At 67.1% G+C, this 26,803-nt stretch carries 17 protein-coding genes and 2 pseudogenes; 11 read left to right on the forward strand and 8 right to left on the reverse strand.

Annotated features, from left to right (window positions below; all coding sequences use genetic code 11):
- The first annotated feature begins 36 nt into the window (after positions 1 to 36).
- Together hpnJ and hpnK are read left to right on the forward strand one after the other, a co-directional pair.
- Positions 37 to 1,470, forward strand: a complete 1,434-nt coding sequence (gene hpnJ / locus ACFQE0_RS24700; RefSeq protein WP_378974362.1) for a hopanoid biosynthesis associated radical SAM protein HpnJ — start codon at positions 37 to 39, stop codon at positions 1,468 to 1,470.
- 124 nt (positions 1,471 to 1,594) lie between these two features.
- Positions 1,595 to 2,434, forward strand: a complete 840-nt coding sequence (gene hpnK, locus ACFQE0_RS24705; RefSeq protein WP_378974365.1) for a hopanoid biosynthesis-associated protein HpnK — start codon at positions 1,595 to 1,597, stop codon at positions 2,432 to 2,434.
- 67 nt (positions 2,435 to 2,501) lie between these two features.
- Here the strand turns inward: hpnK and ACFQE0_RS24710 are convergent.
- Positions 2,502 to 5,164 (reverse strand): annotated as a pseudogene (locus ACFQE0_RS24710) (MMPL family transporter).
- A gap of 535 nt (positions 5,165 to 5,699) precedes the next feature.
- Between ACFQE0_RS24710 and hpnH the strand changes: the two are divergent.
- On the forward strand, positions 5,700 to 6,863 hold the full coding sequence (gene hpnH, locus ACFQE0_RS24715) for an adenosyl-hopene transferase HpnH (protein WP_378974367.1): 1,164 nt from the start codon (positions 5,700 to 5,702) through the stop codon (positions 6,861 to 6,863).
- A gap of 66 nt (positions 6,864 to 6,929) precedes the next feature.
- Here the strand turns inward: hpnH and ACFQE0_RS24720 are convergent, their stop codons facing one another.
- Both ACFQE0_RS24720 and ACFQE0_RS24725 read right to left on the reverse strand, forming a co-directional pair.
- On the reverse strand, positions 6,930 to 7,130 hold the full coding sequence (locus tag ACFQE0_RS24720; protein WP_378974370.1) for a hypothetical protein: 201 nt from the start codon (positions 7,128 to 7,130) through the stop codon (positions 6,930 to 6,932).
- Complete coding sequence (locus ACFQE0_RS24725) at positions 7,127 to 8,170, reverse strand: hydantoinase/oxoprolinase family protein (RefSeq protein WP_378974372.1); 1,044 nt, start codon at positions 8,168 to 8,170, stop codon at positions 7,127 to 7,129. The genes ACFQE0_RS24720 and ACFQE0_RS24725 overlap by 4 nt, the downstream gene beginning before the upstream one ends.
- A 6-nt stretch (positions 8,171 to 8,176) precedes the next feature.
- Between ACFQE0_RS24725 and ACFQE0_RS24730 the strand changes: the two genes are divergently transcribed.
- The 4 genes from ACFQE0_RS24730 (at position 8,177) to ACFQE0_RS24745 (ending at position 11,601) form a co-directional block, all read left to right on the forward strand.
- Positions 8,177 to 8,914, forward strand: a complete 738-nt coding sequence (locus ACFQE0_RS24730) for a HisA/HisF-related TIM barrel protein (RefSeq protein ID WP_378974375.1) — start codon at positions 8,177 to 8,179, stop codon at positions 8,912 to 8,914.
- A 71-nt stretch (positions 8,915 to 8,985) separates the two neighbouring features.
- Positions 8,986 to 9,588, forward strand: coding sequence for a 3-isopropylmalate dehydratase small subunit (leuD, locus tag ACFQE0_RS24735; protein WP_378974378.1), 603 nt, complete (start codon positions 8,986 to 8,988; stop codon positions 9,586 to 9,588).
- Between the two features lie 153 nt (positions 9,589 to 9,741).
- The gene (locus ACFQE0_RS24740; protein ID WP_378974381.1) at positions 9,742 to 10,938 is read left to right on the forward strand and encodes a lytic murein transglycosylase; all 1,197 of its coding nucleotides are present in this window, start codon (positions 9,742 to 9,744) and stop codon (positions 10,936 to 10,938) included.
- 57 nt (positions 10,939 to 10,995) lie between these two features.
- The gene (locus ACFQE0_RS24745) at positions 10,996 to 11,601 is read left to right on the forward strand and encodes a LysE family translocator (protein WP_378974383.1); all 606 of its coding nucleotides are present in this window, start codon (positions 10,996 to 10,998) and stop codon (positions 11,599 to 11,601) included.
- 84 nt (positions 11,602 to 11,685) lie between these two features.
- Here ACFQE0_RS24745 and rplS read toward each other — a convergent pair whose 3' ends face one another.
- Together rplS and ACFQE0_RS24755 are read right to left on the reverse strand one after the other, a co-directional pair.
- Positions 11,686 to 12,087 carry a 50S ribosomal protein L19 gene (gene rplS / locus ACFQE0_RS24750; protein ID WP_378974385.1) on the reverse strand — a complete coding sequence of 134 codons (402 nt, stop codon included), beginning with the start codon at positions 12,085 to 12,087 and terminating at the stop codon, positions 11,686 to 11,688.
- Positions 12,088 to 12,221: 134 nt separating this feature from the next.
- Positions 12,222 to 12,425 (reverse strand): translation initiation factor IF-2, encoded by a 204-nt coding sequence (locus ACFQE0_RS24755; protein ID WP_378974387.1) that lies wholly within the window; start codon positions 12,423 to 12,425, stop codon positions 12,222 to 12,224.
- A 104-nt stretch (positions 12,426 to 12,529) separates the two neighbouring features.
- Between ACFQE0_RS24755 and ACFQE0_RS24760 the strand changes: the two genes are divergently transcribed.
- On the forward strand, positions 12,530 to 13,867 hold the full coding sequence (locus ACFQE0_RS24760) for an aminotransferase-like domain-containing protein (protein WP_378974390.1): 1,338 nt from the start codon (positions 12,530 to 12,532) through the stop codon (positions 13,865 to 13,867).
- A 9-nt stretch (positions 13,868 to 13,876) separates the two neighbouring features.
- Here ACFQE0_RS24760 and ACFQE0_RS24765 read toward each other — a convergent pair whose 3' ends face one another.
- From ACFQE0_RS24765 to argB, 3 genes are all read right to left on the reverse strand, one after another.
- Positions 13,877 to 14,287: a metallopeptidase family protein gene (locus tag ACFQE0_RS24765; RefSeq protein WP_378974392.1), complete on the reverse strand. Its 411-nt coding sequence runs from the start codon at positions 14,285 to 14,287 to the stop codon at positions 13,877 to 13,879.
- Positions 14,284 to 15,018 (reverse strand): pyrimidine 5'-nucleotidase, encoded by a 735-nt coding sequence (locus tag ACFQE0_RS24770; RefSeq protein ID WP_378974395.1) that lies wholly within the window; start codon positions 15,016 to 15,018, stop codon positions 14,284 to 14,286. The genes ACFQE0_RS24765 and ACFQE0_RS24770 overlap by 4 nt, the downstream gene beginning before the upstream one ends.
- A 121-nt stretch (positions 15,019 to 15,139) precedes the next feature.
- The gene (argB, locus tag ACFQE0_RS24775; RefSeq protein WP_378974398.1) at positions 15,140 to 16,033 is read right to left on the reverse strand and encodes an acetylglutamate kinase; all 894 of its coding nucleotides are present in this window, start codon (positions 16,031 to 16,033) and stop codon (positions 15,140 to 15,142) included.
- 265 nt (positions 16,034 to 16,298) lie between these two features.
- Between argB and ACFQE0_RS24780 the strand changes: the two genes are divergently transcribed.
- The 3 genes and pseudogenes from ACFQE0_RS24780 (at position 16,299) to ACFQE0_RS24790 (ending at position 26,795) form a co-directional block, all read left to right on the forward strand.
- The gene (locus ACFQE0_RS24780; protein WP_378974400.1) at positions 16,299 to 17,630 is read left to right on the forward strand and encodes a UDP-glucose dehydrogenase family protein; all 1,332 of its coding nucleotides are present in this window, start codon (positions 16,299 to 16,301) and stop codon (positions 17,628 to 17,630) included.
- A 306-nt stretch (positions 17,631 to 17,936) separates the two neighbouring features.
- Positions 17,937 to 25,434 (forward strand): annotated as a pseudogene (locus ACFQE0_RS24785) (SDR family NAD(P)-dependent oxidoreductase).
- Positions 25,431 to 26,795 (forward strand): aminotransferase class I/II-fold pyridoxal phosphate-dependent enzyme, encoded by a 1,365-nt coding sequence (locus ACFQE0_RS24790; RefSeq protein ID WP_378974403.1) that lies wholly within the window; start codon positions 25,431 to 25,433, stop codon positions 26,793 to 26,795. Before ACFQE0_RS24785 ends, ACFQE0_RS24790 begins: the two are co-directional and overlap by 4 nt.
- Positions 26,796 to 26,803 lie beyond the last annotated feature (8 nt).

The raw sequence follows: 26,803 nt of genomic DNA on the forward strand, positions 1-26,803 counted from the left end.
CCGCCCACCCGGCTCAGCATCGAGGCCTTGAACCCCATGCGCACGCTTTTCCTCCAGGCCCCCACCTTCGACGGGTTCGACGGCGGCGCGGGCTCCCGCTACCAAGCCAAGCGCGAGATCAAGTCGTTCTGGTACCCGACCTGGCTGGCGCAGCCCGCCGCCCTGGTGCCGAACTCCAAGCTGATCGACGCGCCGCCGCACAACATCAAGCTCGATGAGATCGTGGCCCAGGCCAACGACTTCGATCTCGTGGTGCTCCACACCTCGGTGCCGTCCTTCAAGTCCGACGTGAAGACGATCGAGGCACTGAAGGCCGCCAACCCGAAGCTGATCGCCGGTCTGATCGGCGCCAAGGTCGCCGTGGACGCCGCGGGCGCCATGGCCCAGGCCCCGGTGGTCGATTTCTGCGCCCGCAACGAGTTCGACTTCACCGTCAAGGACGTGGCCGACGGCAAGCCAATGTCCGAGATCAAGGGTCTGTCCTATCGCGATGCCAACGGTACCGTGGTCCATAACGAGGACCGCGAGATCATGACCGATATGGACCAGCTTCCCTTCGTCACCAGCGTGTACAAGCGCGACCTGGAGATGGAGAAGTACTTCATCGGTTACCTGAAGCACCCCTACATCTCGTTCTACTCCGGCCGTGGCTGCAAGAGCCGCTGCACCTTCTGCCTGTGGCCTCAGACGGTGGGTGGGCATACCTACCGGACGCGCTCGGTCGCCCACGTGATCGAGGAGATCAAGTACTGCCTGAAGGAGTTCCCCCAGACCAAGGAGTTCTTCTTCGACGACGACACCTTCACGGATAACCTGCCGCGCGCCGAGGAGATCGCCCGCGAGCTCGGGAAGCTCGGTGTCACGTGGTCGTGCAACGCCAAGGCGAACGTGCCGCGTGAGACCCTGAAGGTCCTCAAGGAGAACGGCCTGCGCCTGCTCCTCGTCGGCTACGAGTCCGGCAATCAGCAGATCCTTCACAACATCAAGAAGGGCATGCGCGTCGAGGTGGCGGAGAAGTTCACCAAGGATTGCCACGACCTCGGCATCGCGATCCACGGCACCTTCATCCTCGGCCTGCCGGGCGAGACCAAGGAAACGATCCAGGAGACGATCGCCTTCGCCAAGCGGATCAACCCGCACACGATCCAGGTCTCGCTCGCGGCGCCCTACCCCGGCACCTTCCTGTACAAGCAGGCTGTGGAGAACGGCTGGCTCGACGTCGAGAACGCCGAACTCGTCGATGAGAACGGCGTGCAGGTCGCGCCGCTGCACTACCCGCACCTGTCCCATACCGAGATCTTCACCTCGGTGGAGGAGTTCTACAAGAAGTTCTACTTCCGTGCGCCGAAGATTGCCTCCATCGTTTCGGAGATGGTGCGCTCGCCCGACATGATGAAGCGCCGCCTCCGCGAGGGCGTGGAGTTCTACCGCTTCCTCAAGGAGCGTCAGGGCACCGCCAAGGCGGCGTAAAGTCAGGGATCCGGGGCCTGAGGCCCCGACGGGGAGTGCGGGACAGAGCCCCGCCTCTCCACCCAGGGCTCTGCCCTGGACCCGCGAGAGGGCTCGCCCTCTCGACACCCGTTACGAGGTTACTGTGAAGCGTCTGGTCGTTACCGCGGATGATTTCGGGCTCAGCACCGAGGTCAACGAGGCTGTCGAGCAGGCGCATCGTGAGGGAATCCTCACCGCCGCCAGCCTCATGGTTTCGGCTCCCGCCGCCGCCGATGCAGTGGCGCGGGCCAAGCGCCTTCCCTCGTTGAGGGTCGGGCTCCATCTCGTGCTCGTCGAGGCGTGGCCGACCCTGCCACCTTCGGAGTTGCCGGACCTTGCCGGTCCGGACGGGTTGCTCAGAGCCGACATGGCCAAGCTCGGGCTCGACATGGCCCGCCGCCCCGCCGCCCGCCGCCAATTGTCCGCCGAGATCGTGGCGCAGTTCGAGGCCTACCGGGCGACCGGCCTACCCCTCGACCATGTCAACGCCCACAAGCATTTCCACGTCCACCCCCTGATCGCGGGTGCCGTGCTGCGGATCGGCCGTCGTTACGGCATGCGCGCTCTGAGGGTGCCGCGCGAGCCGCGCGAGATCCTGCGCCGCGCCGAACCCGGCGCCCGTCCCCGTGCTGCGCTCGACATCGCACCCTGGGCGGCACTGCTTGCCGTCCGCGCCCGGCAGGCGGGCCTGCTCATCCCCGACCGGACCCTTGGGCTGGCATGGTCGGGCGCGATGACGCCGAAGCGCGTCGCAGGGCTGCTATCCCATCTGCCGGATGGCCTGACCGAACTCTACACTCACCCGGCCACCGGCAGCGGCTTCCCGTGCGAGGCGCCGGGCTATCACTACGCCGAAGAGCGCGATGCCCTCATCGCCCCGGCCAGTGTGGCGGCGGCGCGGGCCTCCGGCGCGGTCAGGGCCGGGTTTTCAGACTTTCTGTAAGCGCCCTCGCCGCTGAGTCGGGCAGGCGCGGAAGAGGCGCGCGGAGGATCATCCGCGCGCCTTGCTTCTACTTCACCGCCACGGTCTCGGGCTTGCGCTGCCCGAAGGCGGGGCCGCGACCAGCCGAATCGCCTTCGGGGCGGTTGCGGTCGGGCTGAGCCGGGGGCTCGCCGAGGGTGGCCGGCACGACGAAGAAGGCGGCCAGCAGGGTGAAGAACAGGGACAGCGCGAGCAATTCGCCCATGCTCGCCGTACCCGGGTGGCTCGACAGGACCAGCGAGCCGAAGGCGCTGCCGGTCGTCATCGCGGAAAAGAAGATCGCCCGCGTCAAGCTGGAGGCCAGCATGTCGGTTACGCCCGCTCGCCACGCGATCACGTAGTAGATGTGGAAAGCCACGCCGACCGCGAGCATCAGCGGCAGGGCGATGATGTTGGCGAAGTTCAGCGGCATGCCGATGATTTTCATGGCCATCAGCGTCCACAGGGTCGCTACGACCAGCGGGCCAAGCGTCATCGCCACGTCCCACGGCTTGCGAAGGGCAACCGTGAGGATGACGAAGATCAGCACCAGGGCGGTGATGGCCGCCTGAATGAAGGCCCCGAGGATCGTGTAGGTCGAGCGGGTGGTCGAGATCGGCGCGCCTGTGGCGTGCGGGGCGACCTTCAGCACTTCGTTGGCGAAGTTGCGCAGAACCTCGTCGTCGTTCGAATTGCCCTTCGGATGGATCTCGACCCGCGCCCGGCCGTCGGCCGACACCCAGTCCGCCTTGAGCTGCGGCGGCAGGTTTTCAAGCGTGATCTTCTCCGGGTGAAGCAGGTCGCGCAGGCGGGTCAGAAGCGGATTCAGGTCCTTGGTCAGAGCGACGGAGGCGGCCTCGCGCTTCTGCACCGGGCCATCCGCAAGGGTGTTCAGGGTTCCTGCGAGACGCTTGGCGGTGTCCGCACCCTGCGTGCCCGCCTTAGCCTCGTCGCCCGTTGCCTTCAGCGCGGTCGCCGCGTCCTTCAGTGCCTTGACGTTATCCGCATCGCTGGGCGGCGGTGGCTTGCGGGCCGGGTTCAGAACAGGATCGAGGAGTTGCGCCGTATCGGCGATCTGCGCGAGCTTCTTGTCCTGATCCTGAGGAACGAACGTGTCGATGCTGTTGACGGGCTCGCCACCGGCAGGGCGCCGAGCTTCTTCGACAGTTCGGGCACGGCCGCCACGTTCGGAGCGAGCACGTCGATGACGTTGGGGCTCGTCTCCGGGTTCTTGATCAGGTCCAAATAGGTCGCGATCGATTCGACCTTCGGGCTGCGCAGATGCATCGGGTTCGAGTCGAACGGCAGCCAGTAGAGCAACGGAGTGCCCGCCAGCGTCACGAGGCCCACCGCGATCAGGATCGGCTTGCGATTGCGAATGATCCAGGGATCGACGCCGACCAGCCACTTAGTCTCGACCGCCTCCTTCTCGCCCTTCGGCTTGAACACCGCGATCAGCGCGGGCAGCAGCGTGAGGGAGAAGAGATAGGCCACGATCATGCCGACACCGGCGATGAGGCCGAGCTCGGACACGCCGCGGAAGGCGGTCGGCAGAAAGGCGAAGAAGCCCGCGAGCAGCGAGACTGCGGCGAGCGTCAGGGACCAGCCCACGCCCCGAGCGGCGGCACGGATGGCGGCCTGCAGCGTCGGCTGCTCATAGCGGTCGGCCCGGTAGCGCACCGAGAATTGGATGCCGAAATCGATGCCGAGCCCCACGAACAGGGCGGCGAAGGCCACCGAGATCGGGTTCAATTCTCCGACCAGAAGCAGGCCGAGGGCCGCCGTCACGATCAGGCCTGCGAAGGTGGTGATGATGACGCCGATAACCAGCGGTCCGGAGCGCAGGGCGAGCCAGAGGAACAGCACGATCGCGCCGACGATGATGCTGTTGTTCAGCAGCGCGTCCTGCGAAAGCGTGGCGAATTCCTCGTCCGCCACGGCGACGGGACCGGTAAGGCGCATCCGCAGGCCGTTGGCGGCGTCGATCTTGAGGTCCTTGGCAACCTCGCGGATCATCCGCGTCGCTTCGTAGCCGGGCTCCAGAGCGTTGAAGTCCAGCACCGGCTGAATCATCACGAATTTCAGCCGGTCGGTGACGCGGGTCTCGCCATTCGCGAGCAGCGCCTGCCAGGAGAGACGGGCCGGCTCGCCCTTCAGCACCTTTTGAAGCGTCGCATCGATCTGCGCCATCGGCTTGTCGAGGTCGGCGAGCGTGGCATCGCCGGACTTCACGCCACGGGCGCCCAGCGTTAGCACGCGCATGATACCGCGCAGCGACGGGTCGGCGGCGAGCGGCCCGAGCAAGCCCTGTTGCTGAGTCAGCTGTTCGAGCGTCTTTTCCAGTTCCGCCTGGGGCATGAGGAGCAGGCCGTTCTTATCGAAGAACGGGCCGCCATCGGGCCGGTAGACGGTCTCGATGAGATTCTTGCGCTCGGACAGGGCGCGGGTCAGGGAGGCAGCGGCCTCCTCGGTCTCCTCGGGCGTCTGGCCGTCGATCACGGCGACGATCAGATTCGACCGCTGCGGGAAGGCCTTCTCGAACGCGATCTCGTCCTGGCGCCAGGGCTCCTTGGGATCGATCAGCCGTTCGACATCCGTGTTGATTCGAAACAGGTGAACGGCGATACCGGCGCTTGCCACCGTCATCAGCGCGACGAGGGCGATGACGGTCCAGCGAAAGCGGACGGAAGACGCGACGAGACCTTCGATCACGAGTACCCTGCCAGTTCGTCCGGCCCGACGGGCCGTTCCTCTCGTTCCGGGAAACGCATGCAGGGCCGAAGCGGTCACAGACCGTCGGACCCATGGTCGCCGAGGGACCACGCGCGGGGCAAACCGGCAACCGGCGCGAGGTTCCCCCGCGTCCGGCGCCATCTTGCGGCGCGGTCGCTAGGCTCAGTAAAGACGCGGGCCTCGGATTGCAACGCGAGGCGCCCCTGCGTCACCTTCGGGCCACAGGGGTGCGCTGCCGCACTGCACACTGGATCGTGGGTGCCCAATCGGCCCAAATGGTCGTAATGCCGACGCATTGTGCGCGTGGAAGTCGCGCATCGTCCGGGTCCCCGCACCGTGGCATCAGCTATGCGTGCGCCTGTGGCGCCGATGCGTCAGCCCCGGACTAAAGAGTTCACGGACACCTCCGGCACCGTAGTTTGAGAACTGTTCCAAGCTACGTTGCTGGAAATCGAGCACTTATCACGCTAAGCACCCCGTTCTTCCGGGGCCGACGAAACTAAGGAGCCGCAACTTGGGTATCCCCCTCCGGTACGTCGCGAAGATCGGCGGCTACATCCTCAAGCAGCACCTGACGGGCCGTAAGCGCTACCCGCTCGTCATGATGATGGAGCCCCTGTTCCGCTGCAACTTGGCCTGCGCCGGCTGCGGAAAGATCGACTACCCTGAGGAGATCCTCAACAAGCGGCTGCCGGTCGACGAAGCCCTCGAATCGGTCCGCGAGTGCGGCGCACCGGTGGTGGTGATCGCGGGCGGTGAGCCGCTTCTCCACAAGGATCTTCCGCAGATCGTGGAAGGCATCATCGCGCAGAAGAAGTTCGCCATCGTCTGCACGAACGCGCTCCTCCTTGAGAAAAAGATCAAGGAGTACAAGCCGAGCCCGTACTTCACCTGGTCGATCCATCTGGATGGCGACAAGGAGATGCACGATCAGTCGGTGTGCCAGCGCGGCGTGTACGACAAGGCTGTCGCGGCCATCGCGAAGGCCAAGGAGATGGGCTTCCGCGTCACCATCAACTGCACGTTCTTCAACAATTCGAAGTCGGAGAAGATCGCCGACTTCTTCGACAGCGTGACCCGGATGGGCATCGACGGCATCACCGTCTCCCCCGGCTACGCCTACGAGCGCGCCCCCGACCAGCAGCACTTCCTGAACCGCAAGGCGACGAAGGACCTGTTCCGCGGCGTGTTTCGTCACGGCAAGGAGAAGGGCCGCGAGAAGTGGACCTTCCAGCAGTCGAGCCTGTTCCTCGACTTCCTGGCCGGCAACCAGACCTACCATTGCACCCCGTGGGGCAACCCGACCCGCACGGTCTTCGGCTGGCAGAAGCCCTGCTACCTTCTGGGCGAAGGCTATGCCGCAACCTTCAAGGAGCTGATGGAATCCACCGATTGGGATTCCTACGGCACCGGCAACTACGAGAAGTGCGCCGACTGCATGGTCCACTCGGGCTACGAGGCGTCCTCGGTGGTCGATTCGGTCCGCAAGCCGTGGAAGCCGGTGGTTCAGATGCTGCGCGGCATCAAGACCGAGGGCGACATGGCCCCCGATGTCAGCCTCGAGAACCAGCGCCCCGCCGAGTTCGTCTTCTCGCGCAACGTCGCGCAGAAGCTGTCCGAGATCAAAGCCTCGGGCGTCGACACGAAGCAGGAAGCCCGCAAGCGTACCGCCGCCTGAGGCGCGGTTCCTCCGGGACAAGAAAAGGGCCGCCGCGGTATCCCCGCGGCGGCCCTTTCTCGTTGGTCAGGCGGCTTCCGGCGGCTCGTCATTGTCCGGCCCCGCGGGCGAGTTGAGGAGATCCTCCAACTCGTCGATGAGCCTGTCGACCTGATCCTCGGTGGCGAGCACCTTCAGCACTTCGCCGGTTTCGGACTCGACGGCCAACTCGATATGCGGGCCGACGCGCATGGCCAGCACGCGGGCGAGAATCTTGATGGCGCTCATCGAGTGATGTCCTCCGCGATGAGGCCGACCGCAACGGCCGGCCCACAGGTCGAGATCCAGGTTGATGCCGCCTCCCCGGACCGTGAGGCCAGGAGTTCGGCGAGCCCCGTCCGTTTCCGCCCGAGCCGGGCCGCGAGGCGGTCGCCGACGAAGGCCCCCGCGCCACAGGTCACCAGGGGAGCCTCCGGCGGCATGTCGGGGCGCGACAGCAGGGTGGAGGCCGAATCGTACAGAAGCCGTAACTGCGTCTCGGCGAAATGCGCCGCGAGAGCAGCCCAGGCCTGGGCATCGCCCTCCTCCCGGTCGCGACCGACGATGCGGGCGAGGCGCGTCTCGCTTTCCGGCACGGATTTGCCCTTGCGGTCGCCCGTGCCCTGCTGGTCCGTCTCCGGCGGCAGGTCGCCGAGGATGCGGTAGACATCCGCCGCATGGGCGAAGGTTTCCGTCATCAGCCGCGTGCGTCGTCCCCGGAACGGCGCGTGGTCGCAGAGGCCGATCAGTGGCGTGCGCACGACGCCGGTATAGACGAGTTCCCCCGTCTCGAGCCGCTCGGCATCGCTGTAGCCCGTCGCGGCGGGACGCCCCGCGACGATCGGGATGAGGTCGGCCGTCGTGGAGCCGATATCGACCAGGAGCGCATCGGGCACGATCCGGCCGATCTGAGCGGCGGTGGCGTACCAATTGGCGGAGGCGATATCGAACGCGTGTGCGGCCGCTTCGCTGGGGGCGACGAAGCCGGAGCGCCCTGCGAAGATCTGGACCCGCCCCTTCAGCTCCTCAGCAGCCCAGCCCGCAAGGGCGGCGACGCCCGCCGTGCGATCGGCGAAGCAATCGGTCAACTCGCCGGTCATGGTGACAGCGTGGCTTGCCTCGTCCCGTGCCCAATCGGGCAGGAGCGCCAGGGAGGCATCGAGCGCGGTGACGCCCTGCCAGAGGGGACATGGCACCTGCACCGCCTCCTGCACGCGCCCATCGCGGATGAGGGCCGCCTTGACGTGGACCCCGCCGAGGTCCCACCCGATGGTTTTGGCGTTAGACATGCGCGGATGACGGATTTCGGAACAGCAGGGGGCGCGGCCGGACAGGACGGCTTCGCGGTGATTCCGGTGCTGGACCTGCGCGGGGGGCGCGTGGTCCGTGCGCGCCGGGGCGAGCGCGCTTCGTATGCCCCGATCGAGACGCCCTTGGCAAAGGGCTCGGAGCCCGGCGCCATCGCGGCGGGATTGCTCTTGGCATGGCCCGCGCGACGGCTCTACGTGGCCGATCTCGATGCCATCATCGATGGCGCCGCGCCGGATCTCACCTCTTTGCGCGCCATCGCCGCCTCCTGCCCAGGACTGGACCTCTGGGTCGATGCGGGATTTTCCCGGCGGGAGGGTGTGGAAAGCTTCCTGGCCGAGGGGCTTGGGCGCCCGGTCATCGGCAGCGAGAGCCAGACCGATTCTGCCCTTGTCACGAGCCTCGGGGAAAAGGCCGTCTTGTCCCTCGATACGCGGGGCGGCGAGCGCCTTGGCCCGGATAGCCTGCATGACGATCCCTCGCTGTGGCCGCGCGATGTCATCACGATGACCCTGGCCAGCGTCGGCGCCGGGACCGGGCCGGATCTTCCGGCGCTCATGGCGGTGCAAGCGCGGGCGCCGGGGAGCCGGGTCTATGCCGCGGGTGGCGTGCGCGGACCTCAGGACCTTCGCGCCCTGGCGGAAGCGGGACTGGCGGGCGCCCTCGTCGCCTCCGCACTCCATGACGGCACCCTGCGCCGGGAGCATGCCGCGGATTTCGCATGATCTTCCGGCCCGCGCACGGGGCTGCTACACCGGAGCGATTCCTACAAACCCCGCCGATTTTAAAGAAGACGATGGACAAGTTCACGACCCTGGAGGGCGTCGCCGCGCCCATGCGGACGATCAACGTCGATACCGACCGGATCATTCCCGCCAAGTATCTGAAGACGATCAAGCGCACCGGCCTCGGCAAGAGCCTGTTCGCCGAGATGCGCTACCGCGAGGATGGATCGGAGAACCCGGACTTCATTCTGAACCAGCCGGCCTATCGCCAGTCCAAGATCCTCGTCGTCGGCGACAATTTCGGCTGCGGATCGTCCCGCGAGCACGCGCCCTGGGCGTTGGCCGATTTCGGCATCCGCTGCGTGATTTCCACGAGCTTCGCGGACATCTTCTTCAATAACTGCGCGAAGAACGGCATCCTGGCGATCCGCGTCGCGCCGGAGGATCTGGAGAAGCTGTTCGAGGATGCCGAGCGCGGCTCGAACGCCACCCTAACCATCGACCTCGATGCGCAGACCATCCGCGGCCCGGATGGCGGCACCCTGCATTTCGATATCGAACCCGGCCGCAAGCACACTCTGCTGAACGGCCTCGACGAGATCGGCATCACGCTGGAGCGCAGCACGGCCATCGATGCCTACGAGAAGAAGCTCGCCGAGCGCGAGTGGGCCTGACGTCATCATCCGCACCCCTGTTCCGGGCTCCCACTGAGGGCGAGCCCGGAATGACAGGTTCGCTCGGCGGACTTCGCCTCGTCATCCTTCGTTAACCCTCATGCCGCCTGAATCCGCGCCCAGATTCCGACTGCCGACATGAGGACGACAGCCATGCCGAAGCCGCCGAACGGAACGGGGCTCGCCCTCGCGCTGAGCCTTCTCGCCAGTGTCTCGGCCACGCCCGCCCTGGCTGATTTCGACGGGTGCCTTTCCGGCATCCGCGCCCAGGCCGCTGCGGCGGGCGTGTCCGGCCGGGCCTTCGAGGCCGCGACCTCCGGCATCTCCTACGATGACAAGGTGATCGAGCTCTCGCAGGCGCAGCCCGAATTCAAGACGCCGATCTGGGACTACATGGCGGCGCTGGTGGATGACGAGCGCGTCGAGGACGGGCGGGCCGCCATGCGCCAGCATGCCGACGCCTTGGCCCGCGCCGAGGCTCGCTTCGGGGTCGATCGCTACACCATCGCCGCCGTGTGGGGCGTGGAATCCAATTTCGGCAAGAACCTCGGGAAGATGCCCCTGGTTCAGTCGCTCGCCACTCTCGCCTGCTCCGGCAACCGCCGCAGGGACTTCTTCCGGGGCGAGCTGATCGCCACCCTGAAGATCATCGACCGGGGCGATATCGCGCCTGAGCGGCTAACCGGCTCCTGGGCGGGCGCCTTCGGCCAGACCCAGTTCATGCCCACCACCTATCAGCGGCTCGCGGTGGATGGCGACGGCGACGGGCGCCGCGACGTGGTCGATTCGGTCGCTGATGCCGTGGCCTCGACGGCGAATTTCCTGCACGTCGCCAAATGGCATAACGGCCAGCCCTGGGGCTACGAGGTCCGCCTTCCCTCCGGCTTCAACACCGCCGCCGCCGGTCGCAAGAACAAGAAGCCGGTCTCGCATTGGGCGTCTCTCGGCGTCACCCGGCTCGACGGGCGGCCGCTCTCCGGTGAGGGGCCGGTGGGCATCCTCGCCCCGGCGGGGGCGAGCGGCCCGGCTTTCCTCGTCACGAAGAACTTCGACGCGATCTATTCCTACAACGCCGCCGAATCCTACGGTCTCGCCATCGCGGTGTTGTCCGACCGGCTGCGCGGGCGTCCGGGCGTGCAGGCGGCGTGGCCGACCGATGACCCACCCCTGTCCCGGGCCGAGCGTCGCGACCTGCAGGTGCGCCTCACCAGCATGGGCTATGATGTCGGCGAGCCGGACGGCAAGGTCGGTCAGAAGACCCGCGACGCCATCAAGGACATCGAGCGTAAGCTCGGTATGCCCACCACCGGCCGTCCCGGCGGCAAGGTGCTGGAAGCCCTGCGCCGCTGACCCTTCGGGTAGCTCCGGCAGTGGGATAGGTTCGGCGGAACGATTCGCCGAGCCTCCATGTCCCTCTCCCTCTATCTCACCTTCGTCGGCGCCTCGGTCGGGCTGATTCTCCTGCCCGGCCCCAACGTGGCGCTCATCCTCGCGACCAGCATCAGCCAGGGCATCCGCGCCGGGCTGGCGACCGTCTTCGGCGCCGCCCTGGCCATGGTTCTGCAATTGACGGTCGTCGTCCTCGGCGCGGGCATCCTGCTCGAAATGTCGGCCCGTTGGTTCGAGATGCTGCGCTGGATCGGCGTCGCCTATCTCGTCATGCTGGCGTTCCATGCATGGCGTGCGCAGCCGAAGGCTGCAGCCCCGCAGCCCGTCGGGGCTGGGCTTAGCGTCGCCAAGGGATTCTTCGTGTCCCTGACGAACCCGAAGACGCTGCTGTTCTTCGGATCTTTCCTTCCTCAATTCGTCGAACCGGGTCCCGGGGCGTTCGGGCAGCTCGTGCTGCTGGCCGCGACCTTCGTCGTCCTGTCCCTCATGCTCGATTCGGTCTGGGCGCTGGCGGCGGGACGGCTGCGCGCCCTCGCGGCCATGCCGGAGCGGCGGCGCAACCGCATCGGCGCGGGCTTCTTCCTAGGCGCGGGCATCGGCCTCGCCCTGGCGCGGCATCCCTGATCTTCGGCCATGAAAAAACCCGCCGCGGCGCGCCGGGCGGGTTCGAGAGGGACGATCGTGTAATCGCCCCGATGTCTCAGCCGATTACTCGGCGGCGGCCGGGGCCTGGGCCTCCTTGGCCGGCTTGGCGGTACGCTCGGTCCGCTCGACGATACGGGCCGACTTACCGCGACGGTCGCGCAGGTAATACAGCTTGGCGCGACGCACCTTACCGCGACGGACCACCTTGATCGAATCGATCATCGGGGAGTGCACCGGGAAGACGCGCTCGACGCCCTCACCGTAGGAGATCTTGCGGACGGTGAAGCTCTCGTTGAGGCCGCCGCCGGACCGGGCGATGCAAACGCCCTCATAGGCCTGGACGCGGGTACGCTCGCCTTCCTTCACGCGGACGTTGACGATGACCGTGTCGCCCGGCTCGAAATCGGGAATGGTCTTGGCAAGGCGCGCGACTTCCTCGCGCTCCAGCTGCTCGATGATGTTCATGGCAATGCTCCAGCCGTCGCGCCCGTCCACTCGTATGAGCGGCGAGCACCAGGATTTCGGCGATCCTGTTGTGAGTTGGCCGGGCTCCTACACGAGCGTGCCGGTTTTGTCGACCGACACGCGTCACAAATCTCTCATGCGCGCCAGAACGGCTTCAGCATCTCTTCGCGCAGCGCGAGCGGATCGAGCCCTGCATCGCGGATCTGCTCGGCATCGAGCATGGCGAGGGCGCGGCGGTCGCGCAACCGGCGCAGCCACAGAGCGCGCCAGGGAAGGCCAGGCTCATTCGGCCGCGAAATCAGCGCGGAGCGTGAGGGAAAGGCGATAACGACGGACATTCTGACTGATCCAATGGGAGGGGAGCAGCCCGGCCGGGATTGCGTGCTCCGATTTGCCCCGCTAATTGAGTCGGATCAATCGGAACATTGTGCTCGGAGCAATTATGGCGTCGAGAGACTTTCGCGACGTCGCGGACGAGGTCGCCGCCGACATGGCAGCGGGCAGGCTGAAACCGGGAGACCGGCTGCCGCCGCAACGGGACTTCGCCTATGCGCGTGGTATCGCCGTCTCGACGGCGAGCCGGGTCTATGCCGAACTTGCCCGTCGGGGCCTCGTGATCGGAGAGGTTGGACGCGGCACCTATGTTCGCTCCGACCTCAACAGCCCCCGCGCCATCCCGGTCGAGCCGCCGTCCAGCGCGATCGACCTGCAACGGACGGTGACCTTCCTCCCCGAACAGGAGGCCTTGCTCACCGAGACCCTGGCGAAGCTCGGGCGCGGCCCGGCGATCGAGGCCGCCATGCAGCAGGTCGGGCCGATGGGCACGCCGCAGGCGCAACGGGTCGCGGCGCAGTTCCTGTCCGTCGAGGGTTATGCCCCGAACCCGTCGGATATCCGTTTTGCGGGCAATGGCCGCCAAGCCATCGCGGCCGCGCTGGCTGCCCTCGCCTCTCCGGGTGAGCGGATCGGCTGCGAGCCGCTGACCTATCCTGTCGTGAAGGGAATCGCGTCGCGTCTCGGTATCGCGCTCATTCCCCTCGCCATGGACGATGAGGGGCTCTGCCCCGATTCGATCATCCAGGCGCACCGCGTCACGCCACTGAGCGGGCTCTACCTCCAGCCGAGCCTTCAGAACCCGTTGGGGACGACCATGGGGCCTCGGCGCCGGGCAGACCTCGCCGCCATCCTCGAACGGACCGGCCTCATCGCGATCGAAGACGCCGTCTATGGCTTCCACGCCGAGATAGCTCCGCTGGCCGCCCTGGCCCCGCAGCACACGATCCTGATCGACAGCCTCTCGAAGCGCGTCGCGCCGGGATTGACGGTCGGCATGCTCGCGGCGCCGCCCGGCATGGGCGACCAGCTCGGCGTCTCACTCCGCCAGGGTGGTTGGACAACGACCGGCTTTCCCCTCGCAGCCGGAATCCATTGGATGGGAAGCGGGGTCGCCGATCGTCTCGCCGCGATCAAGCGGAAGGATGCCGCTGAGCGTCAGGTCATCGCCAGGGCCGTCCTATCGGATCTCGAAGTCGTCGGTGATCCCCGCGCCTATCACCTCTGGCTGCGTTTGCCCGAGTTCTGGCGTGCCGAGGCCTATGCCACGGCGGCTCTGCGGCGGGGCATCGCCCTCATCCCATCTTCAGCCTTCGCCGTCGTGCCGGGCCACGCTCAGAATGCGGTGCGGATCGCCCTCGCTGCCCCGGCCCGCAACGACCTCGCCCTGGCCCTGGGGCGCCTGCGCACCCTCGCCCTATCCGGAGACGAGCAGATCATGGAATGAGGGTGCCCCTCATCCCTCCCCGGCGGCGGCTTCGATGCGGGCCATGTCGTCGTCAGACAGGCCGAAATGGTGCCCGATCTCATGCACCAGCACGTGGGTGACGAGATCGCCCAACGTCTCGTCGTGCTCGGCCCAGTAATCGAGCAGCGGGCGGCGGTAGAGCCAGATCGCGTTGGGCATCCGCCCCGATTCGACCTCACCGGACTGCGCGAGGCCGACTCCCCGGAACAGGCCGAGCAGATCGAACTCGGTCTCGCAGCCCATGTCGTCCAGCGTCTCCTCGTCGGGGAAATCTTCGACATGGATGGCCACGCCTTCACAGCGGGCGCGGAACGCCTCCGGCAAGGCGGCGAAGGCGTCGTGGGCGAGGGCTTCGATCTCCGCGAGGTCCGGGGCCCGCAAAGACGCGAGGTCGCTCATGCGGCGCCGATCTCCGGTGCGACGCAGGTGGTGAGAAAGCCCGCGAGATCGTCGGTGATGTGGTCGATATGGGGCTCGCGCACCGCCTCCTGCTCGAAGGCCTCGCGGTACGGATCGATGATTCGGGGCACCACGAGCACCGTCGCCATGCCGAGATCGTGCGGGACGGCGAGGTTGCGGGCGATGTCCTCGAACAACGCGGCGCGCTTCGGCTCAACCCCATGGGCCTTCAGGAAGCGCTCGTAGGTCACCCGCTCGGGCTTGGGCACGAAATCGGCGGCGGCTATATCGAAGACGTCCTCGAAATGGTCGAGGATGCCGAGCTTGGCTGCGACGTTCTCCGCGTGGCGACGCGAACCGTTCGTGAGGATCAGCTTGCGGCCGGGCAGCTTCTCGATGGCGTCGCCGAGGGCCGCGTCGAGCTTGATGGTCGAGTGATCGATGTCGTGCGCGAAGTCGAGGAAGTCGTGCGGGTCCACGCTGTCTTCGATCATCAACGCCTTCAGCGTCGTCCCGTAACGATGGTAGAAATACTTCTGCAGCGCTCGCGCCGAGAGCGCGTCGAGACCGTAGAGGCGCATCACGTAGAGGGTGATGCGGTCATCGACCTGCGGCCAGACCATCGCATCGCTCGGGTAGAGCGTGTTGTCGAGATCGAACACCCAGGTATCGACATCGGCAAAGCCGCGGGCGCCTGGGGCGGTGAAGTGGTCTTGCGTCGGCTGATACAAGGAATCCGTCGCAGGATAGAGAAGCGGCACGGGGCCGGGCGAAGACAATGCGCCGAGACGGCCAAGGTTGCTAGACTCGTGCCAGTTCTCTTCGGAACCGGCACGAGTTTCCGGCGAAGCCTCAGCCCCGGCGAATCAGGGTGCCCGCGCCGTAATTCGTAAACAGCTCCAGGAGCACGGCATGGTTCACCTTGCCGTCGAGGATGACGACCGCCTCCACGCCCCGGTCCAAGGCGTACATGCAGGTCTCGATCTTCGGGATCATGCCGCCCGTGATGGTGCCGTCCGCGATCAAGCGGCGGCAATCCTCGACTGTCAGTTCCGGGATCAGCTTCTTGTTCTTGTCGAGCACGCCCGGCACGTCCGTGAGCAGCAGGAGGCGCTTGGCCCGCAGCGCTCCCGCGATAGCCCCCGCGAAGGTATCGGCGTTCACGTTGTAGGTCTGTCCGTCCGCTCCGTAGGCCACAGGGGCGAGCACGGGGATGAGTTCCGCCTTCAGCACGGCGTCCAGCACGCCGCGCTCGACATGCTCAGGCTCGCCGACGAGGCCGAGGTCGAGAACCTGTTCCTCGTTGCTCTCGGGATCGCGGTACGTCTTCAGGGCGCGCTTGGCGCGCACCATGTTGCCGTCCTTGCCGCACAGGCCGATGGCCCGGCCGCCCTGCCCCGAGATCCAGCCGACGATCTGCTTATTGATGGAGCCCGCCAGCACCATCTCCACCACCTCGACGGTGGCAGCGTCCGTGACGCGCAGGCCGCCCCGGAATTCGGACTGGATGCCGAGCCGGTTCAGCATCTTGCCGATCTGCGGCCCACCGCCATGCACCACCAGTGGCTTCAGGCCGGATTGCTCCAGCAGGACCACGTCCTGCGCGAAGGTCTGCGCCGCTTCGGCGTCGCCCATCGCGTGGCCGCCGTACTTGATGAGCACGATCTCCTGATCATAGCGCTGCATGTGCGGCAGCGCCTGGGCGAGGATCTCGGCGCGCACATGCACGTTCGGCAGTTCGGTCATCGCGGTCCTTTGCCAGCTTTCCCGCCGCGTCTGGCGGAAGCTCGGGTCTCAGGGCGAGGTGCTTCTACAGGACTTGTTCCAGGCATTGAAGCCGCGATGACGTGGTTCGGCATGATCGTGGCCCGTCAAAAAACCGTCGTGATTTCGCGGTGTTGCTGCCTGGCTACAGACCGGACGGCGGGGGATCCGTCCGGTTGCGACTTTGCCGTTCCCGGCCCATGCTGCAACGCGGCAAGCCGCCCGGTCGGCTGCCGGGAGACATGGCATGCGTATCGCGATGATCGGGGCGGGTTATGTCGGGCTGGTGTCCGGCGCCTGCCTCGCGGATTTCGGCCACGACGTCGTCTGCATCGACAACGATCCGGCCAAGATCGAGGCCCTCGAAGCGGGCCGCATGCCGATCTACGAGCCGGGGCTCGAATCCCTCGTCTCCGACAATGTCCGCCAGGGCCGCCTCTCGTTCCGCACCGACCTGCGCGAGGCGGTGTCAGGCGCGGATGCCGTGTTCATCGCCGTCGGCACGCCCTCGCGCCGGGGCGACGGCTTCGCCGATCTCTCCTTCGTCCATGAGGCGGCGCGCGAGATCGCGGGCGCCCTGACCGGCTATACGGTCGTCGTCACCAAATCGACGGTGCCGGTCGGGACCGGCGACGAGGTCGAGCGCATCATCCGTGAGACCGCCCCGCAGGCCGATTTCGCCGTGGTCTCGAACCCGGAATTCCTGCGCGAGGGTGCCGCGATCGGCGACTTCAAGCGTCCCGACCGGATCGTTGTCGGGACCGAGGATCCGCGCGCTGAGGCCGTGATGCGGGAGGTCTACCGCCCGCTCTACCTCAATGCCTCGCCGATCCTCGTGACCGGACGCCGCACGGCGGAACTGACCAAGTACGCCGCCAACGCCTTCCTCGCGGTCAAGATCACCTTCATCAACGAGATGGCCGATCTGTGCGAGGCGGTTGGTGCCGACGTGCAGCAGGTGGCCCGGGGCATCGGCCTCGACGGCCGCATCGGCACGAAGTTCCTTCATGCCGGGCCGGGCTATGGCGGTTCGTGTTTCCCCAAGGACACGCTGGCGTTGGCCAAGACGGCGCAGGACCACGGTATGCCGCTGCGCATCGTCGAGACTGTGGTGGCGGTGAACGACCAGCGCAAGCGCGCCATGGCCCGCAAGGTGATCCGCGCCTGTGGCGGCTCCGTGCGCGGCAAGACGATCGCTCTGCTCGGTCTCACCTTCAAGCCCGATACGGACGACATGCGCGAGGCGCCCTCGCTCGCAATCGCCGCAGGGTTGCAGGATGGTGGCGCAAAAGTGCGTGCTTACGATCCCGAGGGGATGGAGCAGGCCAGGGCCCTTCTTCCCAGCGTGTCCTTCGCCGAGGATGCCTATTCCTGTGCAGAAGATGCCGATGCCATCGTCATCGTCACCGAGTGGAACGCTTTCCGCGCCCTCGACCTGAAGCGTCTTCGCGGTGTGATGCGCACGCCAATCCTGGTCGATCTCCGCAACATCTATGATCCTGTTACCGCAGCGCAACATGGATTTGCCTATCAGGGCGTCGGGCGCGGCGGTGGAGACGAGCCCGCTCCGGTCGCTTGACCGGCTAAACTTGCTGCGCCTTGCACGGATACTTGCCGCGCCGGAGGCCAAAGACTTCAGAAATCCGCGTCGGCGACCGTACCGGAAGGGCTGATGCAATAGTCCCAGCGGCGCCTGGCGGATGCTCTGATGATGTATCGTTCAACTTGGTGGTGCTGCCATGAGTTGAAAATTGGCTTTTATGCGGCAGGGATTGCGCGCATCGCTGATGAATACATGTCACATCGCCCTGCAAATTCCCTCTAAGGCGAAGACCTGTGGTCATGCGAGGTTGGACACCGCATTGACGCCATACTAAGGGACCAGATGGTCCTCACTCGCCGAGAGCCGAGCCACCCACTCACGAGCGCCCGCGACCCGAACGTGACACAACGCACAGACATCGCGATCGTCGGACGCGCCTGCCGACTCCCCGGAGCGCCGAGCGTCGGAGGGCTGTGGCAGCTCCTTTCGGAGGGCCGCTGCGCGGTCAGCACCCTGCCTTCGGATCGCTTCTCCCTGGAGCGGTTCCTGCACCCCCGCGCCCACGAGCGCGGGAAGAGCTACACCTTCGCGGCGGGCGCGCTGGACGACGTCTGGTCCTTCGATCCGACCGTGTTCGGCATCTCGCCCCGCGAGGCCGAGCAGATGGACCCGCAGCAGCGCATGCTGCTGGAGTTGACCTGGGAAGCCCTTGAGGATGCGGGCCTGCGGCCATCGGCCGTGGCTGGCAGCCAGATCGGCGTATTCGTCGGTGCCTCGTCCCTCGACCACGGCAACCTGCGCATCATGGATGCGCCCTCGGGCGACGCCTACACGGCCACCGGCAACACGCTCTCGATCCTCTCGAACCGCATCTCCTACATCTACGACCTGAAAGGTCCGAGCTTCACGGTCGACACGGCCTGCTCGTCCTCCCTCGTCGCCTTCGACAACGCGATTCAAGCGATCCAGTCCGGCCGGATCGACACCGCCGTCGTCGCGGGCGTGAACGTGCTGGCGAGCCCGTTCAACTTCATCTGCTTCTCGGCCGCGCAGATGCTCTCGCGCACGGGCCTGTGCCAGGCGTTCTCGAAGAACGCGGACGGCTACGTCCGTTCCGAGGGCGGTGTGGTGATGGTGCTGCAATCCGCTGAGGCGGCGCGCCGCAACGGCGCGACCGTGCGCGCGGTCGTGGCAGCCTCGGGTGTGAACTCGGACGGGCGCACGACCGGCATCTCACTTCCCTCCGGCTATGCCCAGGCGGCCTTGCTGGAAAAGGTCTACCGCGAGGCGGAGATCGCGGTGGACGACCTCGCCTTCATGGAGGCTCACGGCACCGGCACTCCGGTCGGCGACCCGATCGAGGCGTCCGCCATCGGCACCAAGCTCGGCCAGGGCCGCAGCGCCCCGCTGCCGATGGGCTCCATCAAGACCAATATCGGCCATACCGAGCCGGTCTCGGGCCTCGCGGGCCTGATGAAGGCGACGCTTGCCCTTGAGCACAACCTCGTTCCGCCCTCGTTGCATGCGGCCGAGCTCAACCCAGAGATTCCGTTCGACAAGCTGAACCTGCAGGTCGTGCGCCAGGGCCTGCCGATCACCCGTGGCAGCCGCCAGCGTTTCGCGGGCGTCAACTCCTTTGGCTTCGGTGGCACGAACGCCCACGTCGTCATCACCGATGCCGATCCGGTTCCGGCCGCCAAAGCTGCGGACGACCGGGCACCGCAGGTTTTGATGATCTCGGCGCAAACCCGCGCTGCCCTGAACGAACTCGCTCTGGACTATGCCGAGCGATTCGAGGCCGAGCCCGAGGCCATCGCCGAGGTCGCTGCCGCCGTCGCCCATCGCCGCGAGCGGATGTCCGCGCGCCTCGCCATCTCCCTCGACAGCGCGACCGATGTGGCCACCGCCCTGCGCGCGATCGGCGAAGGCGAGGATTCCGAGGCGGCCCATACCGGCACCGCCGTGGACCGCGCCGCCGAGGTGGCCTTCGTCTATTCCGGAAACGGCAGCCAATGGGCAGGCATGGGCCGCGAGGCCTACGAGCGAATTCCGATTTCCGGGCCGCCTTCGACAAGATCGATGGCCTGTTCCAAACCTATGCCGATTGGTCCCTGAAGGACGCGCTTTACGCCGAGGATCTCGACGAGCGTCTGGTCCTCACGAGCGTCTCGCAGCCGCTGATCTTCGCCATCGAGAGCGCCTCTACCGCGTCCCTGCGGGCCAAGGGCCTGATGCCGAGCTACGTGCTGGGCCACAGCGTCGGTGAGATCGCAGCGGCCGAGGCCGCCGGGATCCTGACGCTCGAGGATGCGGTCAAGGTCATCTACTACCGCAGCCATCATCAGGAGACGACGCACGGCCAGGGCACCATGGCGGTGTTGCTGATGCCGGTGGAGGAGGTTCCGGCCTTCCTCAAGGATTTCCCGAGCCTCGACCTTGCCGCGACCAACAGCCCGAAGGCCGTGACGGTAGCCGGGCCGGTGGCCGATATCGACGCCGCTCTCAAGGCGCTGTCGCGCAAGCGCCGTCGTGGCCGCAAGCTCGACCTCGCCTATGCCTTCCACGGAAGGCTTATGGACCCGACCGAGAAGCCGCTGCTTCGCGACCTCGGGGCCTGCGCCCGCAATCGGGCGTGGTGACGATGATGTCCACCGTCACCGGCGCTGCGCTGGATGGGTCGAATTTCGGGCCAAATTACTGGTGGCGCAACATCCGCGAGCCGGTGCGCTTCAGCGACGCCGTGCAGGAAGCGACCCGTCAGGGAGCCCGCGTGTTCGTGGAGGTCGGCCCGCGCGCGACCCTCATGTCGCATGTCGGTGACTCTGTCGAACCGCTCGGTATCGAGATCGCGACCGTCGGCGTCATGCACCGCAAGACGTCGAACGCGGACCCCATCGCCAAGGCTGTGAACGCAGCCCTCGTGCTCGGCGCGGCGGTGGACGAGGACAAGCTGTTCGGCTCCGTGCCGCGCGGCGACGTGCCCCTGCCGACCTATCCGTGGCAGCGCCGCCCGTTCCGCCTGAACGACACGACCGAGAGCGTGGGCGCCCTCAGCCCCCGCCCCTACCACCCGCTAATCGGCTCCCGCACGGAGTCGGACGGGCTGGAATGGCACGGCTACGTCGATCCCGAGACCGTGCCCGAACTCGAGGATCACCGCGTCGAGGGGCAGGTGATCATGCCTGGTGCGGGCTTCGTGGAGATGGCTCTGTCGGCCGCGCAGGCCGCCTTAAAGGACGAGTCCGTCGTCCTCTCGGAGTTCGAAATCGTCGCGCCGATGATCTTCGCGGAGGATGCCCTGCGCGAGGTGATGGTTCGCCTATCGGGAAGCGGCAACGGCATTCAGGTTCTGAGCCGTCCGCGTCTCACGCAGACGCCCTGGCAGCTCCACGCCCAGGCGAAGGTGGTAGAGGGCGAGTTCTCGGCCCCGCGCAAGCCTGATCTCGATGGCTTCGACTTCGACAGCGCTGGCGATCACGTCTTGTCCGGCGAGGCGCTCTATGCCCGTGCGAAGGCGGCTGGTCTGGGCTTCGGCCCGAGCTTCCGTCAGGTCGCTCTGTCGGCCCGCGTGGACGAGGCGACCATCGTCTCGGATCTTGTGCCCGCCGAGGCCGATCCGCGCTACGCCCTTGTCCCATCGCGGCTCGATGCCTGTTTCCACGGCCTGATTCTGCTCTTCGCCGACCTCCTCGGTGAGGGGGCGGGCAAGGCCTACATTCCGGTGCGCTTCGGCGAGATTCGCCTCGTGAAGCCGGGCGCCTCCATTGCCCGTTCGGTGATCCGCACGCGCCGCTGCAACGAGCGGTCGATTCTGGCCGATTTCACCCTGCTCGATGCGGACGGCGAGGTGATCGCCACGATCCGCGAAGGCCGGTTCCAGGCGCTGCGCAGCAAGGGTGGCGACGAACTCGCCGCCTACGCGATCAGCCAGGTCTCCGAACTTGCCACCGAGCCGACGGCGATCCCGATGGAGCGCCGCCCGAGCGTGGCCGCGCGCCTTCGGCCGTTGACGCAACAGGCGAAGGGTCCGGCCGATGCCGCGCTCTCGCCGGGTCATCTCCTGCTCGAAGGCTGGGCGACCTCCCTCGCCTTCCGTCTTGCGCAAGGTCTGTCGCGGAACACGGGTGTCGTCGCCCTTACCGATTCTCGCCTGCCCGCGGCGCTCCGCCCGTGGCTCGTCAACGCGCTATACGCGCTGGAGAGCAGCGGCCTTGCCGAGCACGAGAACGACGCGTGGCGCCTGGGCGATGGCTCGGCCCTGCCCGCGCCCGACGAGATCATGCGCTGGATTGCGTCGGACCATCCCGATCTTTCGGCTGAGCTGGTCCTGATCGCGGATGTCGGATCCACCGTCGACCGCATTCTGGCGGGCGACGTTACCGACGTTCCGAACCTGCCGCAGAGCGCCATCGACGCCTTCGTCATGCGTTCGGCCACGTCGCGCCATTCGGCGGCGGCCCTGGCGAGCCTCCTCGACGGCGCTCTGGCCCAGATGCCGAAGGAACGCGCCCTGCGCGTGCTTCAGGTCGGCTACGGCCCGCTTTCTGCCCAGGTCGCGGCCTTCACGGGCCAAGCGCACGCACGCTTCACCATCCTCGAGACCGATCGGCGCTTGGCCGAGCGAGCCCGCCTCTCCTTCGGCCTCGCCGCGACCCTCGTGGAAGCGTCGGATGAGCTCCCCGCGGGCGGCTTCGACCTGATCGTCGGCGCGGGCAGCCTGCACCGTGGCGAGCGCGGCCTCGTCGGCGATCTCTCCGCCGCCCTGGCGACGGGCGGCTTGATGGTCGCCGTGGAGCCCGGCATCTCCCTGTTCCGCGACCTCGTCTTTGGTCTCACGCCGGATTGGTTTGAGGACGGGATGGGCGGTCTGCCCATCGGGCGGCTCGACGATATCGGCGGCTGGCAGCGTACGCTCAGCGCGGCAGGCCTCGTCTCGGTCTCCGTCGATCGCGCTATCTCGGGCAACGGCGACGACCTTCTTCTGGTGGCGGAAGCGCCCGTCCGGCCGACCCCGGCTGCGGCCCAGAGCTTCGCCTTCATCATCGGTTCGGACGACGATTTCGCCGCCGAGACCGCCTCGTCGCTGGCGACCCTGCTGGTCGCGGGCGGGGTCCACGTCTCGATCATCCTCGATTCCGAGACGTCGCTGATGGAGCTGGAGAAGGAGACCCCGGATACGGTGGTCTTCCTCGCCGGTGCCTTCTCCCGCGGCGGCGAGGCAGCCGAGCGGCTGCGCGACCGGTGCATGAGCCTGAAGCGGTGTGTCGAGCATCTCGGTGCCCGCCAGACCTGTCTCTGGGTCGTGTCGCCGGGCGCCACCCGCGACCGCGGCGGCCAGATGACCAACGTCGAGGCGGGCGTATGGGCCTTCACCCGCACCCTGGCCAACGAGGTGCCGAACCTCGATATTCGCCGCATCGACCTCTCTCCCGAGATGTCCTCGAAGCGCGCCTCCGAGCGGCTGCGCGACCTCATCCTTTCCGGCACGCCGGAGACCGAGATCGTGCTCGATGACGAGAGCACGCAGGTCGTGCGCTTCCATGCCGGCAGGCCGCGTCACAGCGATCCGGTGGATCGCGTGCCCGCCGAGGCCGCGCGCCTGGAGCGGAGCAACACCGGTGGCCTGAACGAGATGGTCTGGGGGCCCGCCGAGCGGGTTGCGCCGGGCAAGGGCGAACTGGAAATCGCCGTCGATGCCACCGGCCTCAACTTCCGCGATGTTCTCTGGGCGCTCTCGATGCTGCCGGAGGAGATCCTGGAGGACGGCTTCGCCGGTCCCCGCCTAGGTCTCGAATGCGCGGGCCGCGTCACGGCGGTGGGTCCGGGCGTGAAGGGTTTCAAGGTCGGCGATGCCGTCGTCGCCTTCGCCCAGTCCGGCTTCTCGACGCATATCGTGGTGCCCGACCTCGTCGTCGCGCCGATGCCGCAGGGCGTCGATCCGATGGCGGCAGCGACGGTGCCCGTGGCCTTCCTCACCGCCTATTACGCCCTGGTTTCCTGTGCCCGGATGCGGCGCGGCGAGTGGGTGCTGGTCCATGGCGGCGCGGGCGGTGTCGGCCTCGCCGCGCTGCAGATCGCCAAGCTCAAGGGCGCTCGCGTCATCGCCACCGCGGGCTCGCGTGAAAAGCGTGCCCTGGTGAAGGCGCTCGGCGCCGAGCATGTGCTCGATTCCCGCTCGCTGGCCTTCGTGGACGATGTCCGCGCGATCACCGGCGACGGCGTCGACATCGTGCTGAACAGTCTGTTCGGCGAGGCGATGGAGCGCTCCCTCAACGCGCTTCGTCCCTTCGGGCGGTTCGTCGAACTGGGCAAGCGCGATTACGTCGCCAACACCCATATCGGCTTGAGGCCGTTCCGGCGGAACCTCAGCTATTTCGGCGTCGATCTCGATCAGGTAATCCAGCATCAGGGCGACGACGGCGCGCGGATGTTCCGCGAGGTGATGGCGCTGTTCAACGACGGTGGCCTGAAGCCCCTGCCCTACCAGCCGTTCACGGCGGCCGAGACCTCGGACGCGTTCCGGCTAATGCAGCAATCTGGTCACATCGGTAAGATCGTGATCAGCCCGCCCAAGCCGGGCACGGTGCTCAAGGACGTCGCCAAGCCCTTCGTGGTGTCGGCTGACGGCGTGCACCTCGTCACGGGTGGCCTCGGCGGCTTCGGCCTGGAGGCGGCGCGCTGGCTTGCGGATCGCGGCGCGAAGCACATCGTCCTGTCCGGCCGTAAGGGCGCGACGACCGACGAAGCGAAGGCGCTGCTTGGCGAACTGTCCGAGCGCGGGGTGAAGGTCGAGGCCAAGGCGGTGGACATCACCAACCGCTCGGCTGTGGACCGGATGCTCTCGGAGATCGAGCGCGGCGGACGCAAGCTGGCGGGCGTGATCCACGCGGCGGCTGTGCTTCAGGATGGACTCATCGCCAACCTGGAAGTCTCGGCCCTGGACGCGGTGATCGGTCCCAAGGTGGTCGGCGCGCAGCATCTCGATGCGGCGACCCGCGACCGGTCGCTCGACTACTTCGTTCTGTTCTCCTCGGCCACGACCTTCATCGGCAATCCGGGCCAGGGCTCCTATGTCGCCGCCAACGGCTTCATGGAAGGCCTTGCGCGCCAGCGCCGCCGCAAGGGGCTTCCGGCCTTGGCCGTCGCCTGGGGCGCCATCGGCGATGTGGGCATGCTCGCCCGCAACAAGGCCGTGATGGAAACCCTGGCCGGGCGCGTCGGCGTGACGCCGATGGAGGCCCGCCGCTGCCTCGACCTGATGACCGACGCCCTGTCGAACCAGGGCACCGCGCCGGACGAAGCCGTGGTCGCCATCGCGGCGATGCATTGGGGCAAGGCGCGCGAGCGGCTCGCCACCATGCGCTCCCCGAGCTACGCCGAACTCGGCTCGGACCAGCAGGCGGAATCCGGCTCGGTCCAGACGATCAACATCGCGGGGCTGCTGAAGGCCTCCGACATCGACTCGGTGCGCAAGACCGTGTCGGATGCGATCGTCGATGACATCGCCCGAATCCTTCGTCTGCCGAAGGACGATATCAGCCGGGTGCGGCAGCTCTCGGAGATCGGTCTCGACTCGCTCATGGGCGTCGAGCTCGGCGCCAGCCTCCAGGAGCGGTTCGGCCTCGAATCGCCGCCTGCGGGCCTTTCGGCGGGCATGACGGTCAATGAACTCTCGGAGTCCTTAATTCAGGCGGTTTCCGCGCCCATGGACGACACGGCGGGCGTCGCGATGAGCCTCATGGCCAAGCATATCGGCGGTGAGGTGAGTGCGAGCGTGGTCGGCCCGCTCCGCGATCTCATCGAGGCGCGCGAGAACGAGAGCAAAGAGACACAGCGATGACGCAATCGGCGCGGCCCGACGGCGGGCGGGCGGCCCTGGCCGGCTTCGTGACGAACCGCCTCGGGCGGGCGACACCCCGGCCTGCCCCGGCGAAGGCGCCAGAGGCGTCGCGCATCAGCGCGGCGCAGAACTTCGAGAACCTCCCGGGCTACCGCGAGCTGAAGCTTCAGCGCTCGGGCGCAGAGCTGATCGGCCTCGGCAACCCGTTCTTCCGCGTCCACGACGCGAAGGCGGGCGCCACGACGCGGATCGACCAGAAGATCTTCACGAACTTCTCGTCCTACGATTACCTCGGCCTCAACGGGCACCCCAAGGTCAGCGGCGCCGCTCGCGAGGCCATGGAGGCCTACGGTACCTCGGCTTCCGCGAGCCGCGTGGTGGCGGGCGAGCGGCCCGGCCATATCAGCCTGGAACAGGCGCTTGCCGCCCATTATCGCACCGAAGGGTGCGTGGTGATGGTGAGCGGGCACGCCACGAACGTCACGACCATCGGCGCCCTACTGGAGCCGGGCGACGTGGTGTTCCACGATGCGCTCTCGCACAACAGCATCGTCACAGGCGTCCAGCTGTCCGGGGCGCAGCGCCGTTCCTTCGCCCACAATGACCTCGACGCTTTGGAGAACCTCCTCCAGGCGACGCGCCACGAGCATCGCCGCGCTCTGATCGTGGTCGAGGGCCTCTACAGCATGGACGGCGATGCGCCGGACCTCGCGGGCTTCGTCGCTCTTAAGAAGCGTTACGATGCATGGCTGATGGTGGATGAGGCCCATGGCCTCGGCGTCACCGGCCGCACGGGCGCGGGGCTCTTCGAGTATTGCGGTGTCGACCCCAAGGAGGTCGACATCTGGATGGGCACCCTGTCCAAGACCCTGTCGGCCTGTGGCGGCTACATCTGCGGCCCGATCGCGCTGATCGAGTATCTCAAACACTCGGCAGGCGGCTTCGTCTACAGCGTCGGCATGTCCCCACCCCTCGCGGCGGCGGCGGAGGCCGCCCTGGCGGTGATGCAGGCAGAGCCGGAGCGGGTCGAGCGTCTTCGGCAGAACGGCAATCTGTTCCTCACCACGGCGCGCAAGCTCGGGCTCGATACGGGCTTCAGCCTCGGCCTCGCGGTGATCCCGGTCATCGTGGGCGATTCCCTCAAGGCTGTGACCCTGTCGGACCGGTTGTTCCGGCGCGGGATCAACGTGCAGCCGATCATCCACCCGGCCGTGCCGGAGCGGAGTTCGCGTTTGCGCTTCTTCCTGACCTCGGAGCATACGCCGGAGCAGATCACCGACACTGTCAACGCGGTGGCCGAGGAGATCGCGGCGATCGACAAGGGCGGCTCGCTGATCGAGCAGTTGCTCGCCAAGCGCTGACGAACGTC

It is taken from the genome of Methylobacterium komagatae, from assembly GCF_042661665.1.
GTDB lineage: Bacteria > Pseudomonadota > Alphaproteobacteria > Rhizobiales > Beijerinckiaceae > Methylobacterium > Methylobacterium komagatae.

Excerpts from the sequence above, each read along its gene's own strand:
- hpnJ (WP_378974362.1), top strand. The coding sequence starts at position 37 with ATGCGCACGCTTTTCCTCCAGGCCCCCACCTTCGACGGGTTCGACGGC.
- ACFQE0_RS24720 (WP_378974370.1), bottom strand. The coding sequence starts at position 7,130 with ATGAGCGCCATCAAGATTCTCGCCCGCGTGCTGGCCATGCGCGTCGGC.
- ACFQE0_RS24725 (WP_378974372.1), bottom strand. The coding sequence starts at position 8,170 with ATGTCTAACGCCAAAACCATCGGGTGGGACCTCGGCGGGGTCCACGTC.
- ACFQE0_RS24730 (WP_378974375.1), top strand. The coding sequence starts at position 8,177 with ATGACGGATTTCGGAACAGCAGGGGGCGCGGCCGGACAGGACGGCTTC.
- leuD (WP_378974378.1), top strand. The coding sequence starts at position 8,986 with ATGGACAAGTTCACGACCCTGGAGGGCGTCGCCGCGCCCATGCGGACG.
- ACFQE0_RS24740 (WP_378974381.1), top strand. The coding sequence starts at position 9,742 with ATGCCGAAGCCGCCGAACGGAACGGGGCTCGCCCTCGCGCTGAGCCTT.
- ACFQE0_RS24745 (WP_378974383.1), top strand. The coding sequence starts at position 10,996 with ATGTCCCTCTCCCTCTATCTCACCTTCGTCGGCGCCTCGGTCGGGCTG.
- rplS (WP_378974385.1), bottom strand. The coding sequence starts at position 12,087 with ATGAACATCATCGAGCAGCTGGAGCGCGAGGAAGTCGCGCGCCTTGCC.
- ACFQE0_RS24755 (WP_378974387.1), bottom strand. The coding sequence starts at position 12,425 with ATGTCCGTCGTTATCGCCTTTCCCTCACGCTCCGCGCTGATTTCGCGG.
- ACFQE0_RS24760 (WP_378974390.1), top strand. The coding sequence starts at position 12,530 with ATGGCGTCGAGAGACTTTCGCGACGTCGCGGACGAGGTCGCCGCCGAC.
- ACFQE0_RS24765 (WP_378974392.1), bottom strand. The coding sequence starts at position 14,287 with ATGAGCGACCTCGCGTCTTTGCGGGCCCCGGACCTCGCGGAGATCGAA.
- argB (WP_378974398.1), bottom strand. The coding sequence starts at position 16,033 with ATGACCGAACTGCCGAACGTGCATGTGCGCGCCGAGATCCTCGCCCAG.
- ACFQE0_RS24780 (WP_378974400.1), top strand. The coding sequence starts at position 16,299 with ATGCGTATCGCGATGATCGGGGCGGGTTATGTCGGGCTGGTGTCCGGC.
- ACFQE0_RS24790 (WP_378974403.1), top strand. The coding sequence starts at position 25,431 with ATGACGCAATCGGCGCGGCCCGACGGCGGGCGGGCGGCCCTGGCCGGC.